Below are 20,032 nucleotides of genomic sequence, written 5' to 3'. Positions count from 1 at the left end.
TAGTTCATTATACTATAAATGGTTTTAAAGCACAGAATAATGCATCTAATCACACATTAATTCAATATTGTGAAAATCTGAACAAAATAGTTGTTGACTTGTGAAATAAATCACAGTACACTATGGTTGTGAAATAAGTCACATTAATCACATTAAAATTCAACCTTTTTGGTTTACCTATATTTTATTTTCGAGGAGGAAATACAATGAAAATTGCAGTGATTGGTTGTACGCATGCGGGAACAGCAGCAGTGGTGAATGCCGCCAAGCTATACCCCGAAGCCCAGATTACCGTTTACGAACGCAACGACAATATATCGTTCCTATCTTGCGGGATCGCATTGTATGTGGGCGGTGTCGTGAAGGAGCCGGAAGGACTCTTCTACTCCTCGCCGCAGCACTTGGCGGATTTGGGTGTCATTACTCACATGCGCCACGAGGTTCTCTCCGTTGATACAGATGCGAAAACGATGCAGGTGCGCAACCTGCTGACTGGAGAAGAATTCAATGATTGCTTCGACAAGCTGATTGTTACGACAGGATCATGGCCAGTCATTCCTCAGCTTCCAGGCATGGATCTGGACAACATTCTGCTATGTAAGAACTACGAACATGCGAACAACATCATCGAAAAAGCAAAACAGGCAAACCATATCACGGTAGTCGGTGCAGGATATATCGGTGTAGAGCTTGTGGAGGCGTTCCAAGAGAGCGGCAAGCAGGTGACCTTGATTGATAGCGGAGATCGGATTCTGAACCGTTATCTGGATGCTGAATTCAGTAGTCAAATTGAGGAAGCGTTCCGCGGCAAAGGCATCGAGCTTGCGCTTGAGCAAACCGTGAAGGGATTTGAAGGCAAGGAGGGCATCGTAAACAAGGTCATCACTGACAAGGGTGAAGTAGAAACAGATATGGTCATTCTTTGTATCGGTTTCCGCCCGAATACCCAACTGCTTAAGGGTCAAGTGGATATGCTGCCAAATGGCGCGATCATCGTCGATTCCTATATGCAAACCAGCAAGCAGGACGTGTTCGCCGCCGGCGATAGCTGTGCTGTGCATTACAATCCGACTGGCAAAGCTGCCTACATTCCGCTGGCTACCAATGCGGTACGGATGGGGATGCTGGTAGCCCGCAATCTGATGGGGCCAACGACAAAATATGTAGGCACCCAAGGGACATCGGGCCTCAAAATATACGATATCAATCTAGCTTCGACGGGTCTTACCGAGGTTGCATGCGCAGATGAGAATATCGATGCCGAAGCAGTTACGGTAATCGACGCCTACCGGCCTGAATTTATGCCATCGGCAGAGACCGTAACCTTGAAGGTTGTGTATGAGAAAGAAAGCCGCCGCCTGTTGGGAGCGCAAATCATGTCCAAAGTTGACTTGACCCAAGCGATGAACACCTTGTCGGTATGCATTCAAAATGGGATGACAATCGACGAGCTGGCCTTCATCGACTTCTTCTTCCAGCCTCACTTTAACAAGCCTTGGAACTTTTTGAATACGGCAGGCATTGCCGCACTTCCCCAGTTCGTAGACGAAGAACTGCAGCACGCTTAAAAGCACTGCCATGAAGGGAGTGTCCCAATCATCATTGAATATGACGAGGGACACTCCCCTTCATGGGATTTACCTTCATGACCACCTTCGTTTCTGACATTTGTATGAAATGAAACAAGGAGGCTATTGATTCTCTATCAATAGTTTCTCCTATATGCATCACTCCTCTTATTAAACAAACACTTCGGCTAGTATCCTTTTGAGAATAGCGATAGTTTGGCTACTCTCCCCTTTTTGCCAGCTCTTCTTGAGCCCAACCTTTTTTCGCTCAACAAACTACAATTTTATTATGTTACAACAGCAACACATCTGGATAGGAACGTAATGGCATTTTAATCGTAAGGTTTTTTTACATTTTTTTGCTAGACAGATTATCACGCCAATGTAAAAGTACTTCGATATATAATAGAAGAATCAACCGAACGAGTAAATTGATGGAACCACCAAGAGAATGTGCATTACAATAGAGGGGGCTTTTGGGTAATAAGCAAGAGCTTCACGTCATGATCGAAATCAACAAGAGGAACGAGGCCATGGGATTATGGAGAGAAAAGTGAAAATTATCGGTACGGGGGTATATTTACCGAAGCAACGCGTTACTTCGGAAGAGATGGATCGGAAGCTTGGCGTACCCGCCGGGTGGTCCTTGAAAAAGTCGGAGGTTCGCGTACGATATTTTGTTGAAAACGAAACAGCCGCCGAGATGGGGGCGTTCGCTGCGCAAGCCGCACTGCATGATGCGGGACTTACCTTCGCTGATATCGACTGCATCGTATGCGCGAGCGGTACAATGCAACAGCCGATTCCATGCACAGCCGCTTTGATACAACAAGCAATGGGGAAAGGAAACTCCGGGGTGCCGTCTTTTGACATTAATTCGACCTGCCTTAGCTTCCTAGCCGCGCTCGACGTCATGTCGTATCTGATTGCCGCTGGACGCTATCAGCGTATCCTCATCGTCTCGACAGAGGTAGCCTCAGTCGGCCTGAACTGGGAGCACAAAGAAAGCGCAGTTCTATTCGGCGATGGCGCTGCTGCCGTTATCGTAGACCAGGCGACAGCATACGAGCAATCTCGTATCGCAGCCTCATTAATAGAAACCTATAGTACCGGAGCCTCATACTCCGAGATACGCGGTGGAGGTACGGGGCTGCACGCTAAATATTACGATGATGCTCGAATGAGCGACTATATGTTCCATATGGATGGTCAGCCGATTTATAAAATGGCGTCCAAGCTGCTGCCTGACTTCCTTGAACGGCTGCTCGGATCGGGAAATACGGCAATGTCGCAATTCCCGCTTATCATACCGCATCAAGGCAGCGCTATGGCGATGCGCCTGATTAGCCGCAAGCTGGGCATTGCTCCAGAGCAGCTCATGAACATTACATCGGATCACGGCAATACGATTGCCGCCTCGATTCCGATGGGATTGCATGAGGCCATTCACCAAGGGCGGGTGCAGCGGGGAGACCGTATTCTGATGCTTGGAACTTCTGCCGGGCTGTCATTGGGAGGGCTGGTGCTTGAATACTAGCAGTTTTAGCAGTCCGTCCAACGATATTCCGCGGGATGGGAGGCGAACTATCCTAATTACCGGCAGCCGCTCCCCCGTCTCCTTGGAACTGGCGCGGCTATTGGGTGGTGCTGGGCACCGGATCATCATGGCTGATAGCTTGCTCGTCACAATAGGCTCGGCCTCCCGCTTTGTCACCCGCCATTACTGTTATCCGCCTCCCCGCCATGAACAAGAGCGGTTCCTAGCTATGATAGAGCGTATCGTGATAGACGAGCAGGTGGATTGCGTAATTCCGACCTGCGAGGAAGTGTTCTATCTAGCACAGAGACAGCGGGCATGGCCCAATGGATGCGAGCTATTTGCTCCTCCGTGGGAGATGCTTAAGCAGCTTCATCATAAGGGACAATTCATCGAAATGATCCGGCAAGCTGGCTTACACGCACCTTCGACACAGCTGCTGACATCACAAGCGGAAGCATGCGGCTACATACAGGCGCTTGGGGAAGATGCTGCCGTGCTGAAGCCGGCCTACTCACGCTTCGCGAGCCGTGTATTATTCGTACGGGCTGGCTATGCCCTTCCGGACGATATCCTAATCACCCCGGACTATCCTTGGGTCGGGCAGCAATATATTCGCGGCACATTGTACTGCACGTACAGCATTGTCCGCGATGGCTCTGTACGTGCTCATGCCTGCTATCCCTCCGAATTCACTGTTGGTGCAGGAGCAAGCATCGCCTTCAAGCATGAGCCGCAGGCCGATCTGCTGGCATGGGTGCAGCGATTTGTCGCCCCGCTTCGATATACGGGGCAGATTGCGTTTGACTTTATCGTCACGCCGGAACAGAACATCTACCCAATCGAGTGCAATCCCCGTGCAACAAGCGGCGTCCACTGCTTTACCGCATCTGATCAGTTGGACAAAGCGTTCTTCGAGATGAATGGTGGGAGAAATGGCGACACAGAGGTCGGCATGGACGGCTGCACAAATAACACTGCTAATCAAAATACATATCTTGATGCAAATTTTGATGCAAATCTTGGCGAGCATCATGCGAGAGCCTACCCCATCGAGCCAACATCCACCCGCCCTGCCATGTTGACGCTCGCCATGCTGGTGTACGGCTGGAGGAGTCCTCGGCGGGGCTATTGGTTGAGGGAGCTATGGAAAGGACGAGATGTCATCTTCCGCTGGCAGGATCCGAAGCCGTTTGTCGCGCAGGCCGTTATGCTATACCGCTTCTGGCAAGAGAGCAAAAAGCGCTCCATCTCACTAATAGAGGCCACTACATCAGATATAGAATGGAATGGTGAATCATCATGAGCCGACGAGCATTAGTGACAGGAGGAACCGGATTTCTAGGGCAGCGGTTGGCATTAAGATTGGTCGAAGAAGGCTATACCGTCAGCGCCATTGGCCGCAATACGCATGTAGGCCATGTGCTGGAACGAATGGGTGTCCGATTTATTCCGCTTGAGTTAGGCGATGCCGAGCGGATTAAGGAGATATGCCACGGTCAAGATACCGTCTTCCACTGCGCGGCACTGTCTGCTCCATGGGGCGCATATGCCGACTTCTACGCCAGCAACGTCATAGGTACGCGCAATGTCGTGGAAGGATGCATAAGCGGCGGGGCCCGTCTTGTGCATGTATCAACGCCGAGCATTTACTGGAGTTGGCGTGACCGATTGAATATTAAGGAGACGGATCCACTGCCTTCTAAACAGGCTACGGCCTATTCTGCCACGAAGCTGCTAGCCGAGCGGGAGGTGGATCAGGCCGTAGAAGAGGCTGGGCTGCACGCCATTACGCTGCGGCCGCGAGCGATCTACGGTCCAGGTGACCGCGCCATCCTCCCACGGCTCATAGAGGCGAACCGAGGCGGCTATATGCCGCTCATTCGCGGCGGCCGGTCGATGCTCGACGTTACGTATGTCGACAACGTGGTCGATGCGCTGCTGCTAGCCGCCGCAGCCTCCCCGGCTGCGCTTGGCGGCAAGTACAATATTACGAACGGCGAGCCCAGCCTGCTGAATGATTTGCTGGCTAAGCTCTTCGCCCTGCTCGAAATGCCGTTCCGCCCCATCCCGCTCGCTTACCCGATCGCTTCGGCGGCAGCCGGAATGCTGGAGCTTAACGCCCGCTGGTTTGCCAGAGGCAAGGAGCCGAAGCTGACCCGGTATACAGTTGGATTAATCGGACGGAGTCAGACGCTCGACATTACGGCTGCCCGCGAGATGTTGGGTTATAAGCCTAGAATCGGTATCGAGGAAGGCATGAAGCGATTTGCTGAAGCATGGGTACAAGAAGGAGGTTCGTCAGCTGCATGGACGTGAACAAAGGAGCCATAACAGAAGTTTCCGTGAACTTGATGACCGCAGGGTACTGCACGCATCGGGAATGGCTTACGATTCAAGGCGGGAGCGGCGCTTCCGTGCGCTTTCCGGCCATGTTCGCCTATATCGATCACCCGCGGCTCGGATCAGTCCTGTTCGACACCGGCTATTCCACGCGTTTCTATCAGGCTACATCAGCCTTTCCCGCGAGGCTGTATCGGTGGACGACGCCGGTCTATATCGGCGAAGAAGAGAGTGCAGCCAATCAACTGCGCAATCTTGGCGTAATGCCGGAGGACGTGCGGACGATTATTTTGTCGCACTTTCACGCAGATCATATCGGCGGTGTGCGCGACTTCACGAATGCCGAGTTTTATTATTTGCGCGAGGCTTATCGTCCTCTGCAGGACATGTCTCCTTTCCAAGCTACGAAAGCCGGCTTTCTGCCTGGGCTATTGCCGGATCGATTCGGTGATCGGTCCCGTCTTATTGAGGAGACATGCAGCAAAATAAACTTGGACGAGGGATATGCGCCCTTCACAGAGGGATACGATCTGTTCGGGGACGGTAGCATCATCGGCATCAACCTATCGGGGCATGCGCTGGGTCAGCTTGGCCTGCTTCTGCGCTCTGCAGGGCATGAATACTTCCTCTGCGCCGACGCTGCTTGGTCAATGGCAGCCTATGCATCGCATCGGCGTCCGAAGTCCATCGTCAAACTGATCAAAGCGGATTGGCAGCAATATAAAGACAACCTTCACCGATTACATATCCTGCATCGTAGGCGACCGGATCTTCACATCATCCCAACGCACTGCCGGGAGGCCGAACAGAGGTACGTAACAAGCCCTAAGGTTCAAGGAGGTGCTCAGCGTGGATAAAGGTATGATGATCGCTGCCCGGGAATATATCCGCACGAAGTACGGACGAAGCTGGAGTAGCAGGGAAGCACTGGAGCGGTGGCAGCATCGTCAAGTGATGAAGCATCTGGGGCGAATCAGGCAGTGCTCCCCCTTCTTCCGCGAGCGCATGGACGAGCTCCCCGACGATCAGTGGCGCGGCATGCCAGTCATGGACAAGTTGCTGATGATGGAGCATTTCGACGCCCTCAATACCGTCGGCATCCGCAAGGAGGAAGCGTTCGCCATGGCACTAGCAGCTGAGGAGAGCCGCGACTTCACTCCTGAATGGAATGGCATTACCGTTGGTATGTCCTCGGGGACGTCAGGCAATCGCGGCCTCTTCCTCGTCAGCCCACAGGAGAGTATGGCATGGGCCGGAGCGATGCTCGCCAAGGCCCTGCCTGGTTCTGTATTGGCTCGGGAGCGCATCGCGCTCTTCCTGCGTGCCAACAGCAACTTGTACGGGAGCGTAAGCAAGCGGCGGCTGCAGTTCGCCTACTTCGACCTGCTCGACCCGTTGGAGGAGCAGGTTATGCGACTGAACACTTACGCCCCTACCCTGCTCGTCGCGCCGCCGTCTATGCTCCGCATGCTTGCAGAGCAGCTGGAGCAGGGCCTGCTCGCGATACGTCCACGCAAGCTTTTTGCCGTAGCTGAAGTCCTTGATCCGCTCGATGAAGCGATAATTAGCGCGGCGTTCCAGCAGCCCGTGCACCAAATCTATCAATGCACGGAAGGCTTTCTCGGCATTACGTGTGGACATGGGACGCTTCACTTGAACGAAGACCTCGTCTTCATAGAGAAAGAGTGGCTAGACAAGCGGGAAAGAAAATTCACACCGATTATTACTGACTTCCGGCGTATGACTCAGCCGATCGTTCGTTATCGGCTGGACGATGTCTTGACAGAGAGAAACGAGCCTTGTCCGTGCGGATCTCCCTTCACTGCACTGGAGCGCATCGAAGGGCGGCACGATGATATGTTCTATATGCCTTCACTAAGAGAAGGCACTCTTACGACTGTATTTCCCGATTTTATTCGCCGTGCAATTCTGTCCGCCTCATCGAAGATTGAACAATATGCGGCGGTGCAGCATTCGCCAACGCACATCACGGTGGCGCTGCGAGTGTCTACGCAATATCGAGCAGCATGTGAACAGGACATAGTGCTCGAACTACATAAGCTGTGTGCAATCGTTCAGTGTGCAGCGCCTGACATTCAATTTACCGAGTGGAAGCCGCAGCCTGCCGGGCACAAGCTGCGCCGGATCGAGAGGAAGTTTACAGTATGAGTATCGCAGTTCTATATGATGCAGCGAATATCGATCGGCTGCCTTGGCCGAACGATGAGGAGGGGCATGCGGCTAAGGCATGGATAGAGCCCTGGATACGACATGGGCCGGAACGCGACGTGGATAATATTCAGACCCGGATGATGGTGATCGTCATCGACGACCAATATGTGCTGCCGATTACCGTTAATGAACGAGAGTACGACAACGCATATGTATGCTCGCCGTATACGCACTATGTTACTTATGCGAAGCAAGAGCTCGGCATGCTGAAGCAGCCGCTGCTGGAACGGCCGCTTGCGTGGCTGTTAAGTGGAATCGGATTAGGAATGAAGTTTGCGCAGTGCAATCGCGTCGTGCATGTGAACAATTGGCTGCTGTCTACGAATTTGTATCCACGTATGACGGCAGAGCACGTATTAGCCATCATCCCCCTGCTGCAAGCTCGGTTCCCCGATCACTCGATCGTGTTCCGTTCGTTGAATCGCCACTACTACCCGGAGCTGTGTCGCAGTTTGGAGGAAACCGGATGTGCGCTTGTGCCTAGCCGCCAAATCTATTGCTTGGATACCCGCGATTCCAGAACTCAGAATGCCAAGGCGAGATGGTTAATCAAGCGTGATGAAGGACTGCTTGCGAAGCATGAATACGAGATCGTTCGGCATGAAGAGCTTGTACCGGCCGATATTCCCCGCATGGTTCAACTGTACAACTTGCTCTATATCGATAAATATTCACCGTGTAATCCGCAGTTTAATGAACGCTTCTTCGAACATGCACTGGCGACGAAGACACTGCGCTTCGTCGCTCTGCGTACATCGAGGGGACGAATAGACGGAATTATGGGTTACTTCTGCCGCGACGGTATACTGACGACGCCAATCTTCGGTTACGATACAGCCCTTCCGCTGGAAACAGGCCTGTACCGCATGCTCTCCGCTGTCCTGTTCCGTGAGGCGCAGCGGCTTGGCATGCAATGGAACGAGAGCTCGGGCGCAGCGCAGTTCAAACGCAACCGGGGAGCTGCTGGGCATTGGGAATATTCCGCCATCATGGATCGGCATCTGCCTGTGTACCGCCGTAGCTGCTGGTCGTTCATTTCCTTGGCCGCCAATCGAATCGGCGTTCCACTAATGGAACGACATAAATTATGAGGTTACAGACGAGAAAGGAGGATTCCTTTTGGCAAGACCACAGACGAAGTTGCAGCATTCTGCAGCTTCCCCTTCGCGCCCAATCGCCGTCGTGACCGGTACGTCCAGCGGCTTCGGGCTCTATACGAGTGTCGCGCTGGCGAGCGCAGGATATGATGTCGTAGCGACGATGCGTAATACGGCCAAGCAAGGAAAGCTGCTTGCTGAAGCACAGACATGCGGCGTCTCCGCATACATCCATGTGTTGCCTCTTGATGTCACGAATCAGGAGAGTATTGAAGCTGCATTCGTGCATATTCACAAGCAGTATGGAAGGATCGATTTGCTCGTGAACAATGCGGGCTATGCCGCAGGTGGATATGTCGAGGAAGTAGCCATGGACGCTTGGCGCGCCCAACTGGAGACCAATTTTTTCGGCACGGTCGCTGTTACGCGCGCAGTGCTGCCTATCATGCGGGAACAAGGCAGCGGAACCATTGTGAATGTAAGCAGCATTAGCGGCCGATATGCTTTTCCAGGCTACGCCCCATATGCCGCCTCCAAGTTCGCCGTCGAAGGCTTTACAGAGGCGCTGCGGCTTGAGATGCTGCCATTTGGCGTATATGCCATACTGGTTGAACCAGGCTCCTACAAAACGGATATATGGGAAAAGGGATTCTCCTCTATCCAAAAACGCGAGAATTCGCCGTACAGCAAGCTGCTCCAAGCGGTTCTGCAATTCTCGAAGCGCAGCTCTGAAATGGCCCCTCCTCCGCAAGAGGTGGCGCGTCACATCGTCAAGATTGCGCGTACACCAAGACCGAAGCTGCGCTATTTCATGGGTCGAGGGGCGATGCCCCTACGCCTTATCCGTCTATTGCCATGGAAGTGCTATGAGAAGCTCGTTCTGTGGGCTTTACGACGATAGACAAAGAGGCTGTGCCCAGTGTACATGTTGGGCCAGCCTCCTTTTCTAACAGGTAATTGATGAACCGTCAATTCTTACTCTTTGTATTTATTTCTTAATAACCGGAATCCATACTTCGCTGCGATAGTCCTCTGCCCACGGATTGCCTGGAGGATACAGCTCGAAATCAGGGATTTCGGCTTGCTCATAATCTGTAGCGGGGAACCACTCCTGATAGATGCGGCCCCATACGTCTTGAATGGAATCAGGCATTGGGCCTGTTGAGGTGAATACAGCCCACGTCGCAGCTGGAATTTGAATAAAATCATACTCACCTTCTGATTCTGTTCGATCCGTCTCTACCGCAATCGCGTAGTTAAAGACTTCACCGCCCTGCTGCGCGCCATAGCAAATGCCTAGGGTATCTTGATTTTTGCCCAGTGCAGCAATTTTAGCGACGGTTCCATCCGCGTGACTGTCTTTCCAAAACTTTGGAATTTCTCTTGTGTTCTCCCCATCTCTTGTTGTAGTCTGAAACGACTTTCCTATAACGGTAAACGCCTCTCTCTGTACAATTCTATAATCCATTTCTTTGTCTCCCTTCAATGATAGGTGGAAGGAAATGCGAGGAAAGGCCTTCAGCTGAACACCCGAATTTCGAGCCTCAGAGGGCGAGATGCCGTGCAGTTTGCGGAACGCCTTAGAGAACGATTCTGGCGAATCGTAGCAATACTTCATCGCGACATCGATCACTTTAGCACCACTCATCGCTAACTCTTGAGCCGCCAAGGTTAAGCGCCGTTTCCGTATATACTCAGCCACTGTCATACCAGTCACCATATAGAACATCCGCTGAAAGTGGTGGGGAGAAGAATACGCTGCCTTCGCAAGCTCCGCCATATCCAAAGGCTCCTGCATCTTCGCTTCAATTAAATCAAGCGCCGACATCATTCGGTTCAGCCATTCCATTCGCAATCACTCCTCTCTGAGTACATCTTATCAAGGCTGCCTCTTGCCATCCTGTCATTCTGTGCGATCGTGTGACAGACCTATCATCTGTTCGTATCATCGTCCCCGCTTATTCTCATCTATTCAACCCATACAATGCCTGAGTCATTCATTGGATTAGCGGCAGTCATGAACAAGGGTTCGACTTTAGTGCTGGAATCCATCATTTTGCGAACGTGTCCGCCATCCATTGCGAGAACTTTTCTTTTTCTTCAAATTGTGGATAATGAGCGGATTGATCATATGTGATAAATTCCTTTTTAGCTGCATCGATTTGGTCAAAATACGTTTTGGCAGCTTTCGCAGATGTCATGTAATCGTACTGCCCCATAATGAAATAGACCGGTACATCCAGCTTGGTAACAAATGTAGGCAATGGCTTCTTCAATGCCTGCCCTATCAATACTTCTTGTGCATTCGAGACACTGCGATAAAAACGGATGCGATCCAGCAAGTTATACTCCGGTCCGAACAAGCCTCTATCCATGTCTGCATTCACATCAATCAATCTTGCCGTACCGCCATATTTGCGCACATAATTGCGTGGAGTTAATTGTTCTCCGCTTTGCACCTTTTCCGTTAATCCTTGCAAGAACTCCACATCGGTTGTGTCGCCGCTCATTTTTGCTTGATCAAGTGTGAACTGCAATGCATCCTTTTCACTTTCTGTAACATTAGACATCTGTCCGATGCCAATATAGGCTTTATATTTCTCAGGTGCTTGCTGCGCAGCTTGTATGCCTATATAAGTTCCAAAGGAATGGCCCGCTAATATAACCTTCTCCTGATGGAAACGGGCCGATATGTAATCTGTCAGAGCCAGTACATCTTTCACTAATAAATCTGTAGACAGGCTGGAATAATCCTCTCCAAAGTGATACGACTTCCCTCCGGCTCTCTGGTCGTAACGAACAACCGTGAAATGCTTCTCCAATATGTCTTGATATTTAGTTACATAGGGGATTTCCGATACAGCCGGTCCACCGTGTAAGAAAATGACAACCGGATTGTTCTTATCCTGTCCCCGTATCATCAATTCATGGCCCGTCCCATTAATTTCGACTTCCTCAAGTACGCTTATGCTGTTTGCGCCGTCTATACTAGGAGTCCATGTGGGAAAAACCAATGCTATCCCAACCAATAAAAGAATGGTGACTCCGATGTAAATGAACGCTTTTCTAACTTTTTTCACAGTTTCAGCTCCCTAGTCTTGATAGACGCTCTCATTCTATCATCCGATGATCCATACGAATGATGCTCTTCCACCATTGTAGTCGAGGAAAAATTTGAGAGAGTCGTACAAACGTCGGGAATTATACTGGACTAGGGTCGGGGAAAAAGGGATATCAACTGCGCCTGCTTCCCCATTCCAAATATATTCCACTTCAATAGTGCCCATAGGTTAGTCCAGTATTTCGTTGAAAAGGAGCCCTTCTCCTTTTATTTTTATGATTTTCAGACGCTTCGTGTTTTTAATAAATGTTCCCCCCTTCATTCTAACAATAAGCGCTTCCCATAATCTAGATTCAGTCTTAGATAATCCTATAGCCATGTTCACCATTCATGAGTCGCTATCTGTAATCGAATCATAGATGGATGGGAATGCGGATGGGCGGGCAAGATTGAAATGAGCGACTGGCCGAGGATAACAAGCACCACAAACGGGACAGCTTTTTGTTGTTCTTTTAAACTAACTATAGTTATGTTACTATACATTATAAAGCAATATCTAAATAAAGGAGGCGAACACGATGACCGATAAACCGGTTGTTGATCTGGAAATTGGAATTAGTACGTTTTTGGAGGCATCGACGGATCCGGTGACAGGTGAGCGCATTAGCCATACCGAGCGAATTCGTCGGTCGGTAGAAGAGATTGTTCTTGCCGATCAGGTCGGACTTGACGTCTACGGCATCGGCGAGCACCACCGGTATGAGTATGCTTCTTCGGCCCCAGCGGTCATCCTGGCGGCAGCGGCGGCACAAACGAAACATATTCGGCTGACCAGCGCCGTGACCGTCCTGTCCTCCGATGATCCGGTACGCGTCTATCAACAGTTTGCGACGCTGGATGCCATCTCGAACGGACGCGCCGAGATTATGGCGGGCCGCGGCTCGTTCATTGAATCCTTCCCACTGTTCGGCTACAACTTGAATGATTACGATCAATTGTATGAAGAGAATCTGGAGCTTCTGCTCGCTATCCGGGAGTCAGAGAAGGTAAGCTGGCGAGGCAGCCGTCATCGTGCGGCTATTGACAATCTTGGCGTGTACCCACGGGCCGTTCAGGAACCGCTTCCCGTCTGGATTGCCACCGGGGGTAACGCAGAATCTTCCGTCCGGGCCGGCAGACTCGGCTTGCCGGTTGCTTATGCGATCATTGGCGGCATGCCAGAGCGCTTTGCGCCGCTTGTCGAGCTCTATAAGAGATCCGCAGCTAAGGCTGGACACGATGTGAACAAGCTGCAAATTGCAACCCACTCACATGGCATTGTAGCCGATACCGCCGAGAAGGCGGCAGATCTTCTGTTCCCAGGGACACAAGCGATGATGAACAAGCTCGGACGTGAGCGTGGCTGGGGAGCTCAGTACACACGCGCAACCTTCGATGAGGACAGCAAGTTGCGAGGCTGCCTCTATGTCGGCGATCCAGAGCATGTCGCTGAGAAAATCGTATTGCTCCACCGCAACTTGGGCGTGACGCGCTTCTTCCTGCACTGTGACATTGGTTCAATTCCGCACCGTGATATCATGCGCTCGATTGAACTGCTCGGCACCAAGGTCTCCCCGCTCGTACGGAAGGAGCTTGCACGTACCGAGGGCAAAGCGTAAAAATTAATGGAGTAAGGAATGATTCCCGCAGAAGGTAGCGCGTCAAATCGTCAAGATTCCGCGAGACCAAGCCCGAAGCTTCGCTATTTCACGAGTCGGGGGCCGACGCCATTTCACCTTCCCCCAGGATTTCTCGACAATTTAAAGGCGTGCCCAGCAGGGCACGCCTTTAGACGAATTCTCATTTTTCATTGTTCTGAAACCACGTTTCAAAATCAACCTCGTCGCTTTCATTCTTGCGTATACCTCTAGCGGAAGCGGCTTGATCACTACGGTTAGGATTTCCTGCATGAGAGGATGAGTTCAAATGCAAGTTCCACCCTAATGTAATTAGGGTAACAGCAAAAATCATATATTGTGCACAGCTTGTCATAAAGAAGTTTACAATTTCGTATCTATTTTCGCTGGCCACCATCTGATTCATCGCTATCATTTCGGAAATATAACCATAACTCTGGGACGCTGACCAGGCCGTATATAGTATCAGCAACCCAGCGAGAGCATATAGAACCATGCTCAAAATGGGAATTTTCTTTTTTCTCATGTAGTTTCTCCAACTACAAACAGTCTTCCCGCATGTATCCCCAAAACCTCATCCGCAATCGATGTAACCTTCTTAGAGTGGGTAACGATAATGACACATTTACCTTCATCATGGGCAAGCGAAGTGAAAATCTTTAAAATCTCAGCTTCCGTATCTTTGTCCAAATTTCCGGTTGGCTCATCGGCTATGATAATGTCTGGATGATGCGACAGTGCTCGTGCGATTCCAATGCGCTGCTGTTCGCCACCCGACAACTTCAGTACCGTACGATCGGCTGTTTCACGGTCAATTCCAACTTTATCAAGAATTCCATAGGCAAACGCTTTCTTATCCTTTTCAGGGCTCTTGCTGATATTCATCGAAAGCACAATATTTTGAACCGCTGTAGTGTTTGTCAGCAGGTTATATGCCTGAAAGATTACTCCGATGCTCTTAGCCCTGTATTCATCGCGGTCAATTGTTTTTAGATCATCGTCTCGATATAAAATCGCGCCTTCCTTACAAGTGTCAAGCCCTGCCATCAGCGACAACAGCGTGGACTTACCAGAACCCGACTTGCCAATAATCGTATACACCTTGCCTGGTTCGAACGCTGTGCTTACCTCTTTCAGAACGTGCTTTTTGGCGCCATCATATTTGTAGGAGACGTTTTGTAATGTCAATACACTCATATTTATCACTTAATTCCTTTCCATAAGAATTTTGATCGGTTCGTATTTGGTAATTCGACTGATAGATATGAGACTGGCTGCGGATACAAGCAATAACGCGATTCCTATAATTTGAAGAGCCGAGTCCACATTTAAGGAAAGATCGATGCTGCTGAGCGGCTCCACGTCTGTACTTGGAAAGGAACTCTTCGGACCCATCATCATCATATTGCCCCCGCTTGGCTGCTGATTGGCTGCCTCTTCTGCCAATTCAATCTGGTTGGCAAGTAGGGCGTTGGTGACAGGCTGCGCCGTCAGACTGCCCACGCCAAGTCCGACCGCCAAACATATACAGGTAATCATCATGATTTCAGACCACAATCCAAAAGCGACCTTCCTTTTTTTCATCCCCATCGCCCGCAAGACGCCGATTTCATACTTTCGCTCTCGGATAGACATCGAGGAAAGAAGGGTGATAATGATGCCTCCGAGAATTAACACGACCGCCATGAACGTCACGGCAATGCCTCTCAGTCCTTCCACGGGACCGATGATTTTATTATAGGAAGCCTCATCGGTAGTAACGTTAAAGGTTTTCTCCAACCCTTTATCATATACTTCCTCAGCGAACGCATCCAACATGTCGGGCTGCTTCAAATAATAGGTCGCTTCAACCTTGATACCGGACATATCTGACTGAATTTCCTGAACGACTGTTTCATAAGTCGTAAGTATTTCATTGCGACGGTTGGCAAAAGCGTTTTTCATTGAGCCCTCCGAGTATTCATCCGTCGCATCATTGTAGGTTCCCACCACGGTCAATTCATAGGATATATCGGTGCTCTTCCCCTCCATCATATTGTTCAATTGACTAAATAACGATAGCTTATCCCCAATTTGAATCCCGTTTTTCTCCGCCAAATCCGTACTAATGATAGCTTCGTTACGTTCTTCCGGCATCCTTCCTTCCGCAAGCTCCCGCTTTCCATCCTCAAATTCAGTAAATGTATTCCCCAAAAGATTCAGCATGAACTTCATGGCTTCATCCTGGGGCATATCTGGACCGCCCCTCTTCATCACACCGCCTCCAGGGCCAAGCTCTGCGTCAATCGCGGTGATTTGGTCGCTATTTACTCCTGTTTTGGCCGTATATACGCTATTTTGCAAATATTCCGATTTACCGAAGTCAATATATTGGTCAGCAGGGACCGAAGGAATGCTTACCCTAATTCGCCCATCCGTACTGCTTGCCATAGCCTCCTCTCGTATTTTCTGCATGTCAGGTTCAAGACGCACTTCCGATCCAAAACGGCCTTTATAGTCGTCTATAATGCCATTTGCGGTGTTGCGGATCATGATCGCAATGACGGTAGTCACGACAATACCTAGAACGATTGCGCCGATCAGAATGTTTCTGCCCCTATTTTGCCTAACATTATGAAGGGCATTTTTTAAAATATACATGTTCTCTCCTCCTGAAAATCCTTTTGCGACGAGCCCCGATTTCTCATCTGAACACAGCATACTGTCCCAATCTAACTTGAATCTAACTTTTGATTACAACATAAAAAATAACCGGCAGGTTCATCTGACGGTTAATCGGTTAAACATCATTCTATTCGTGAGGTATATCCATATGAAATAACACGCCATTATCCACATTTTCAAGCGCAAAGGGGATTCCCATTAAATCGAGCGCTTTTTTCACAATGGTTAGGCCCAGGCCGCTGCGGCCCTGACTCCGGCTTCTCGCTTTATCCTCACGGTAAAAGGGCTCAAAGAGCTTAGCTAGCATTTCCTCCTGAATCCTCACGCCGTTGTTAAAGACACAAAGACGAACGCATTTTTCCATGTCCCGCGTAAAGATATGGATTCGTCCACCTCCCGGCGTATTTTGGATCGCGTTCATGACAATGTTGGACAACGCTTTACGGAACAGCTTCGGGTCCAATGTGCAGCATAGGTTCTCCGAAATGTTCACATCGATGCTCTGCTCTCTTACATCTGCTAACATGCGGTAGGAAGAAAGAATCTCGGTTACTAACTTATTTAGATGGATGCTCTCACGTTCCTGTCCCGCCATATCATTGCTCAGCATCACAATATCTAAAATTTCCGAGACCAGTTTATTTTGTTCATTCATCATTTTCAAGCATTCTCGTACATATTTTGGATGTTCCGTCGGCGGTATAACATTTTCCAACATCCCCTCCAGCAATGCACTGGTGGCGGCGATCGGCGTTTTTAACTCATGCGAAGCGGCAGAGAAAAAATATCGCTGATTCTCTTCCATCTCTTTTTCCCGTTCAATTTCAATTTCCAATTGCTGAATCGTTGCTAGTAGTGTTTTATACATTTTGTAGACATCTCCAGCAAGCTGACCAATCTCGTCTTTGCGGGAACTAGGAGCAGTAACTGTCTCCAAATCAGACATTTTCTTGGTGTCCTGCGCGATTTTTTCGATTGGCTTTGCGATTTGTCTGGCAAATAGAGCTGCGGCAAGGAGACTTACCATGAGTATCATCAAAAAAGCAAAAATCATTTTTTCGATAAATTCGTGATATACAGAAGTTCCAGATATCGTACCGGTAACATATAAGGCTATGCCCCCGGAAGCCTTCACTAGGAATTGAAAACGACCGCTGGCATCGGCGGTTATAAAATGAAATTTACGCTCCGTGAATGGATTCCCTTTCACGATTACGTTGCCTGATGGCAGTAATCCGATATCATTTCTCGTCAGGGTAAAATTTTCTGTCTGATATAGAATTTGTCCATCGGAAGCCTCCAAGCGAAATTCAAAGGAGGTGTTTTTTTCGTGAAAATCTTGAGCCATAATCATAATCTCATCATCAGATTTTCCATACAGATGATTGAGAAGGGGCTGAAATACATTTGATATTTGCTGTCGCTGTGTTGACTCAACGACAGATTTGATTTGGTCGGAGAAAAAGATGAACATAAAAAAGATAATAAAGAGCAATATCAACGCAGTATAGAAAAACACTTTTCCATAAATCCCGAAAAATCTACGCTTGATGATCCTCGACCTCCAAACAATAGCCAATCCCCTTGACGGTTTTAATGAGATTTTTAGGCAATTTATCTCTTAGCTTTTTGATGCTTGCATGAATAATGCCCTCATTTCCATCAAAATCATATCCCCAAATCTTAATTAACAACGTTCCATGTGGCACAATTTTATGTCTGTTTTGTGTAAGCAGCATTAAAATCTCGAATTCCTTGGGCGATAACTGAATTTTTTCACCGCTATATTCCACGCCGTAAGTTTCGGGGAATAATGTCAGCTTACCCGCTGTAATTTCTTTTTTAATAGCCCCGCTGCGTCGTAGAAGCGCTTCAACACGTTTGACAAGAATCGGCATAGAGAACGGCTTGGTTACGTAATCGTCCACTTCATTGGTAAAAGCGGTCAGTTGATTCTGATCATCGCTCAATGCAGTCATCATCAATACCGGGGTGTCGTTTATTTTACGAAACTCTTTCAGAAGCTCCTGCCCGTCCATGCCGGGCAGCATAATGTCCAGTACGATGAGGTGATACTGTGTGTTATAAAATTGCTCTAGCGCGTCATCGCCATCCGAACACGTATCGATACGATACCCCGCATTTTGCAAAAATTTTTGAGCCATCGTTCTGATATGCTCATCATCCTCGACCACCAAAATTCTAATCTCCATAATCTCACCCGACACCACTTTAGCATGATCATCTAACTTTAATCTAACCAGGATACAACATCATTATCTTAAGTCATTTTCCATAATTGCAACCGCAAACCGTTCATTTCGATTTCAAATCAGTATCATAAAAAAATTCAAAGCTCTCTCCCAACCATGTACCGTCAATAAATATTTGGGATTTTGTAGTATTTTAAAAACCAGTCTTGACACTCCTTATTTGTTGTAACTATAATAGTTACATCTCGAGAACACACTAATGCACTTAAGCAGTAGAATTTCCATTGCGGTTCAAAATGATTTTATAAAAAGTGAGCCCATTTTTTTTGGAACAGTTGTAACTGTAACAGTTACAACTTTAGATCTCGAAATACGTTCGAAAGGAGAATGTTGATTACAATCTGCTGGATATGCTGATTGCCAAATACGCAAACAATCAAGATAAAGCCGAATGCTTATGAGCTGTGACGGGCATACTTTACCTACTTTTAGGAAACCACGAATTGGTTGTTGGATCGTGGTAAATCACTCAAATGATATAAGAGTGAATAGCCTGAGCTACGTATCATTACACGTTTCTGTTTTCAAATTGTTATCAATACAAGAAAGAGGGAGATTTTAAGATGTTTCGTAAAAAATCATCTGTAGGAGTTATGTTATTGCTTTGTTTCACACTAGTGCTGAGTGCATGCGCCGGTAAAGCGAACACGACAAACAACGAGAGCAAAGAAGAACCTAAGAAGCAGGCGGCTGAACTGAAGATCACGCCATTCAATCCTGGAGAAAACGGCCTCTTCTCTGTCAGTTCTAGCCTAATCGAAGGGCCGAAAGAGGTCGTGCTTGTCGATGCACAGTTCGAAAAGAGCAACGCCGAAAAGCTGGTCAAAATGATCCAAGACACTGGAAAGAAGCTGACTACGGTCTATGTCAGCCATAAGGATCCAGATTTCTACTTCGGCCTGTCGGCAATCCGCAAGGCATTTCCCGACGTAAAAATCGTTGCTACTCCGGCAACCGTGGAAGGAATTAAGGCAACCATCAAGATTAAGAATGACTTCTGGAGCCCAATCCTGAAAGAAAACGCTCCGACAGAGCTGATCGTGCCTGAAGTTCTTGACGGGGATAAGCTAACTGTCGATGGTGAAACTGTGCAGGTGGTCGGTCTTAACGGTTCTGATCCGTCTCACACCGTCCTTTGGGTTCCCTCGAAAAAAACAATCTTGGGCGGCGTACCTATCTACGAGAACCTGCATGTCTGGATGGCAGACAACCAGACCCCAGAGAGCCGTGACCACTGGCGGGAGATTTTAAAGCAGATTCTTGATCTGAAGCCGGAACGGGTTATCCCTGGCCATTACCTAGGCAAGAGCTCCGAGAATACGTCCAGTGTCACCTTCACTCGTGACTATATTGCAAAATTTGAAGAAGCGGCTAAACAGTCCAAAAATTCAGCTGAGCTGATTGCAGCGATGAAAAAAGACTATCCAAACTTCAAGAATACAAGTGATCTGGAAATGGGCGCACAAGTAATGAAAGGCGAGCGTTCATGGCCTTGATTATTTAACGTTTGTTTCATAGAATAAAGGCCGTCATGCCGTCTTCGTTCGGAGCATTCCACCATCAGGTTAGCTCCATTGCAGC

17 protein-coding genes are annotated in these 20,032 nt (G+C 48.9%); 10 read left to right on the top strand and 7 right to left on the bottom strand.

Going from position 1 to position 20,032, the window contains the following annotated elements; all coding sequences use genetic code 11:
* Nucleotides 1-206: 206 nt before the first annotated feature.
* The 8 genes from ABN764_RS09390 to ABN764_RS09355 all read left to right on the top strand — a co-directional run bounded on the left by ABN764_RS09390 (nucleotide 207) and on the right by ABN764_RS09355 (nucleotide 9,678).
* On the top strand, nucleotides 207-1,568 hold the full coding sequence (locus ABN764_RS09390) for an FAD-dependent oxidoreductase (protein WP_446671697.1): 1,362 nt from the start codon (nucleotides 207-209) through the stop codon (nucleotides 1,566-1,568).
* 541 nt (nucleotides 1,569-2,109) lie between these two features.
* Nucleotides 2,110-3,105, top strand: coding sequence for a beta-ketoacyl-ACP synthase III (locus ABN764_RS09385; RefSeq protein WP_446671696.1), 996 nt, complete (start codon nucleotides 2,110-2,112; stop codon nucleotides 3,103-3,105).
* The gene (locus ABN764_RS09380; protein WP_446671695.1) at nucleotides 3,095-4,411 is read left to right on the top strand and encodes an ATP-grasp domain-containing protein; all 1,317 of its coding nucleotides are present in this window, start codon (nucleotides 3,095-3,097) and stop codon (nucleotides 4,409-4,411) included. The genes ABN764_RS09385 and ABN764_RS09380 overlap by 11 nt, the downstream gene beginning before the upstream one ends.
* Nucleotides 4,408-5,424 (top strand): NAD-dependent epimerase/dehydratase family protein, encoded by a 1,017-nt coding sequence (locus ABN764_RS09375; protein WP_446671694.1) that lies wholly within the window; start codon nucleotides 4,408-4,410, stop codon nucleotides 5,422-5,424. The genes ABN764_RS09380 and ABN764_RS09375 overlap by 4 nt, the downstream gene beginning before the upstream one ends.
* The gene (locus tag ABN764_RS09370) at nucleotides 5,415-6,305 is read left to right on the top strand and encodes an MBL fold metallo-hydrolase (protein WP_446671693.1); all 891 of its coding nucleotides are present in this window, start codon (nucleotides 5,415-5,417) and stop codon (nucleotides 6,303-6,305) included. Before ABN764_RS09375 ends, ABN764_RS09370 begins: the two co-directional genes overlap by 10 nt.
* Nucleotides 6,298-7,617, top strand: a complete 1,320-nt coding sequence (locus ABN764_RS09365) for a F390 synthetase-related protein (protein ID WP_446671692.1) — start codon at nucleotides 6,298-6,300, stop codon at nucleotides 7,615-7,617. Before ABN764_RS09370 ends, ABN764_RS09365 begins: the two co-directional genes overlap by 8 nt.
* On the top strand, nucleotides 7,614-8,771 hold the full coding sequence (locus ABN764_RS09360; protein WP_446671691.1) for a GNAT family N-acetyltransferase: 1,158 nt from the start codon (nucleotides 7,614-7,616) through the stop codon (nucleotides 8,769-8,771). Before ABN764_RS09365 ends, ABN764_RS09360 begins: the two co-directional genes overlap by 4 nt.
* 28 nt (nucleotides 8,772-8,799) lie before the next feature.
* A complete protein-coding gene (locus tag ABN764_RS09355) occupies nucleotides 8,800-9,678 on the top strand; it encodes an SDR family oxidoreductase (protein WP_446671690.1) in 879 nt (292 codons plus the stop codon).
* Between the two features lie 87 nt (nucleotides 9,679-9,765).
* Here ABN764_RS09355 and ABN764_RS09350 read toward each other — a convergent pair whose 3' ends face one another.
* Together ABN764_RS09350 and ABN764_RS09345 are read right to left on the bottom strand one after the other, a co-directional pair.
* Nucleotides 9,766-10,626, bottom strand: a complete 861-nt coding sequence (locus ABN764_RS09350; RefSeq protein ID WP_446671689.1) for an AraC family transcriptional regulator — start codon at nucleotides 10,624-10,626, stop codon at nucleotides 9,766-9,768.
* A gap of 202 nt (nucleotides 10,627-10,828) precedes the next feature.
* Nucleotides 10,829-11,857 carry an alpha/beta fold hydrolase gene (locus ABN764_RS09345; protein ID WP_446671688.1) on the bottom strand — a complete coding sequence of 343 codons (1,029 nt, stop codon included), beginning with the start codon at nucleotides 11,855-11,857 and terminating at the stop codon, nucleotides 10,829-10,831.
* A gap of 559 nt (nucleotides 11,858-12,416) precedes the next feature.
* Between ABN764_RS09345 and ABN764_RS09340 the strand changes: the two genes are divergently transcribed.
* A complete protein-coding gene (locus tag ABN764_RS09340; RefSeq protein WP_446671687.1) occupies nucleotides 12,417-13,496 on the top strand; it encodes an LLM class flavin-dependent oxidoreductase in 1,080 nt (359 codons plus the stop codon).
* Nucleotides 13,497-13,677: 181 nt separating this feature from the next.
* Here the strand turns inward: ABN764_RS09340 and ABN764_RS09335 are convergent, their stop codons facing one another.
* The 5 genes from ABN764_RS09335 to ABN764_RS09315 form a co-directional block, all read right to left on the bottom strand.
* The gene (locus ABN764_RS09335; RefSeq protein WP_446671686.1) at nucleotides 13,678-14,040 is read right to left on the bottom strand and encodes a hypothetical protein; all 363 of its coding nucleotides are present in this window, start codon (nucleotides 14,038-14,040) and stop codon (nucleotides 13,678-13,680) included.
* The gene (locus tag ABN764_RS09330; RefSeq protein WP_446671685.1) at nucleotides 14,037-14,711 is read right to left on the bottom strand and encodes an ABC transporter ATP-binding protein; all 675 of its coding nucleotides are present in this window, start codon (nucleotides 14,709-14,711) and stop codon (nucleotides 14,037-14,039) included. The genes ABN764_RS09335 and ABN764_RS09330 overlap by 4 nt, the downstream gene beginning before the upstream one ends.
* 9 nt (nucleotides 14,712-14,720) lie before the next feature.
* Nucleotides 14,721-16,154 carry an ABC transporter permease gene (locus ABN764_RS09325; protein WP_446671684.1) on the bottom strand — a complete coding sequence of 478 codons (1,434 nt, stop codon included), beginning with the start codon at nucleotides 16,152-16,154 and terminating at the stop codon, nucleotides 14,721-14,723.
* 151 nt (nucleotides 16,155-16,305) lie between these two features.
* Nucleotides 16,306-17,526: a sensor histidine kinase gene (locus tag ABN764_RS09320; protein ID WP_446671683.1), complete on the bottom strand. Its 1,221-nt coding sequence runs from the start codon at nucleotides 17,524-17,526 to the stop codon at nucleotides 16,306-16,308.
* A 193-nt stretch (nucleotides 17,527-17,719) separates the two neighbouring features.
* Nucleotides 17,720-18,391, bottom strand: a complete 672-nt coding sequence (locus ABN764_RS09315) for a response regulator transcription factor (protein WP_446671682.1) — start codon at nucleotides 18,389-18,391, stop codon at nucleotides 17,720-17,722.
* Between the two features lie 623 nt (nucleotides 18,392-19,014).
* Between ABN764_RS09315 and ABN764_RS09310 the strand changes: the two genes are divergently transcribed.
* The gene (locus ABN764_RS09310; protein WP_446671681.1) at nucleotides 19,015-19,947 is read left to right on the top strand and encodes an MBL fold metallo-hydrolase; all 933 of its coding nucleotides are present in this window, start codon (nucleotides 19,015-19,017) and stop codon (nucleotides 19,945-19,947) included.
* Nucleotides 19,948-20,032 lie beyond the last annotated feature (85 nt).

The organism is Paenibacillus wuxiensis (assembly GCF_040195695.1).
In the GTDB taxonomy this organism is placed as follows: Bacteria; Bacillota; Bacilli; order Paenibacillales; family Paenibacillaceae; genus Paenibacillus_B; species Paenibacillus_B suaedae.
Note: the sequence above shows the minus strand (reverse complement) of the source record. Positions and strands in the feature narration are given on the sequence as shown.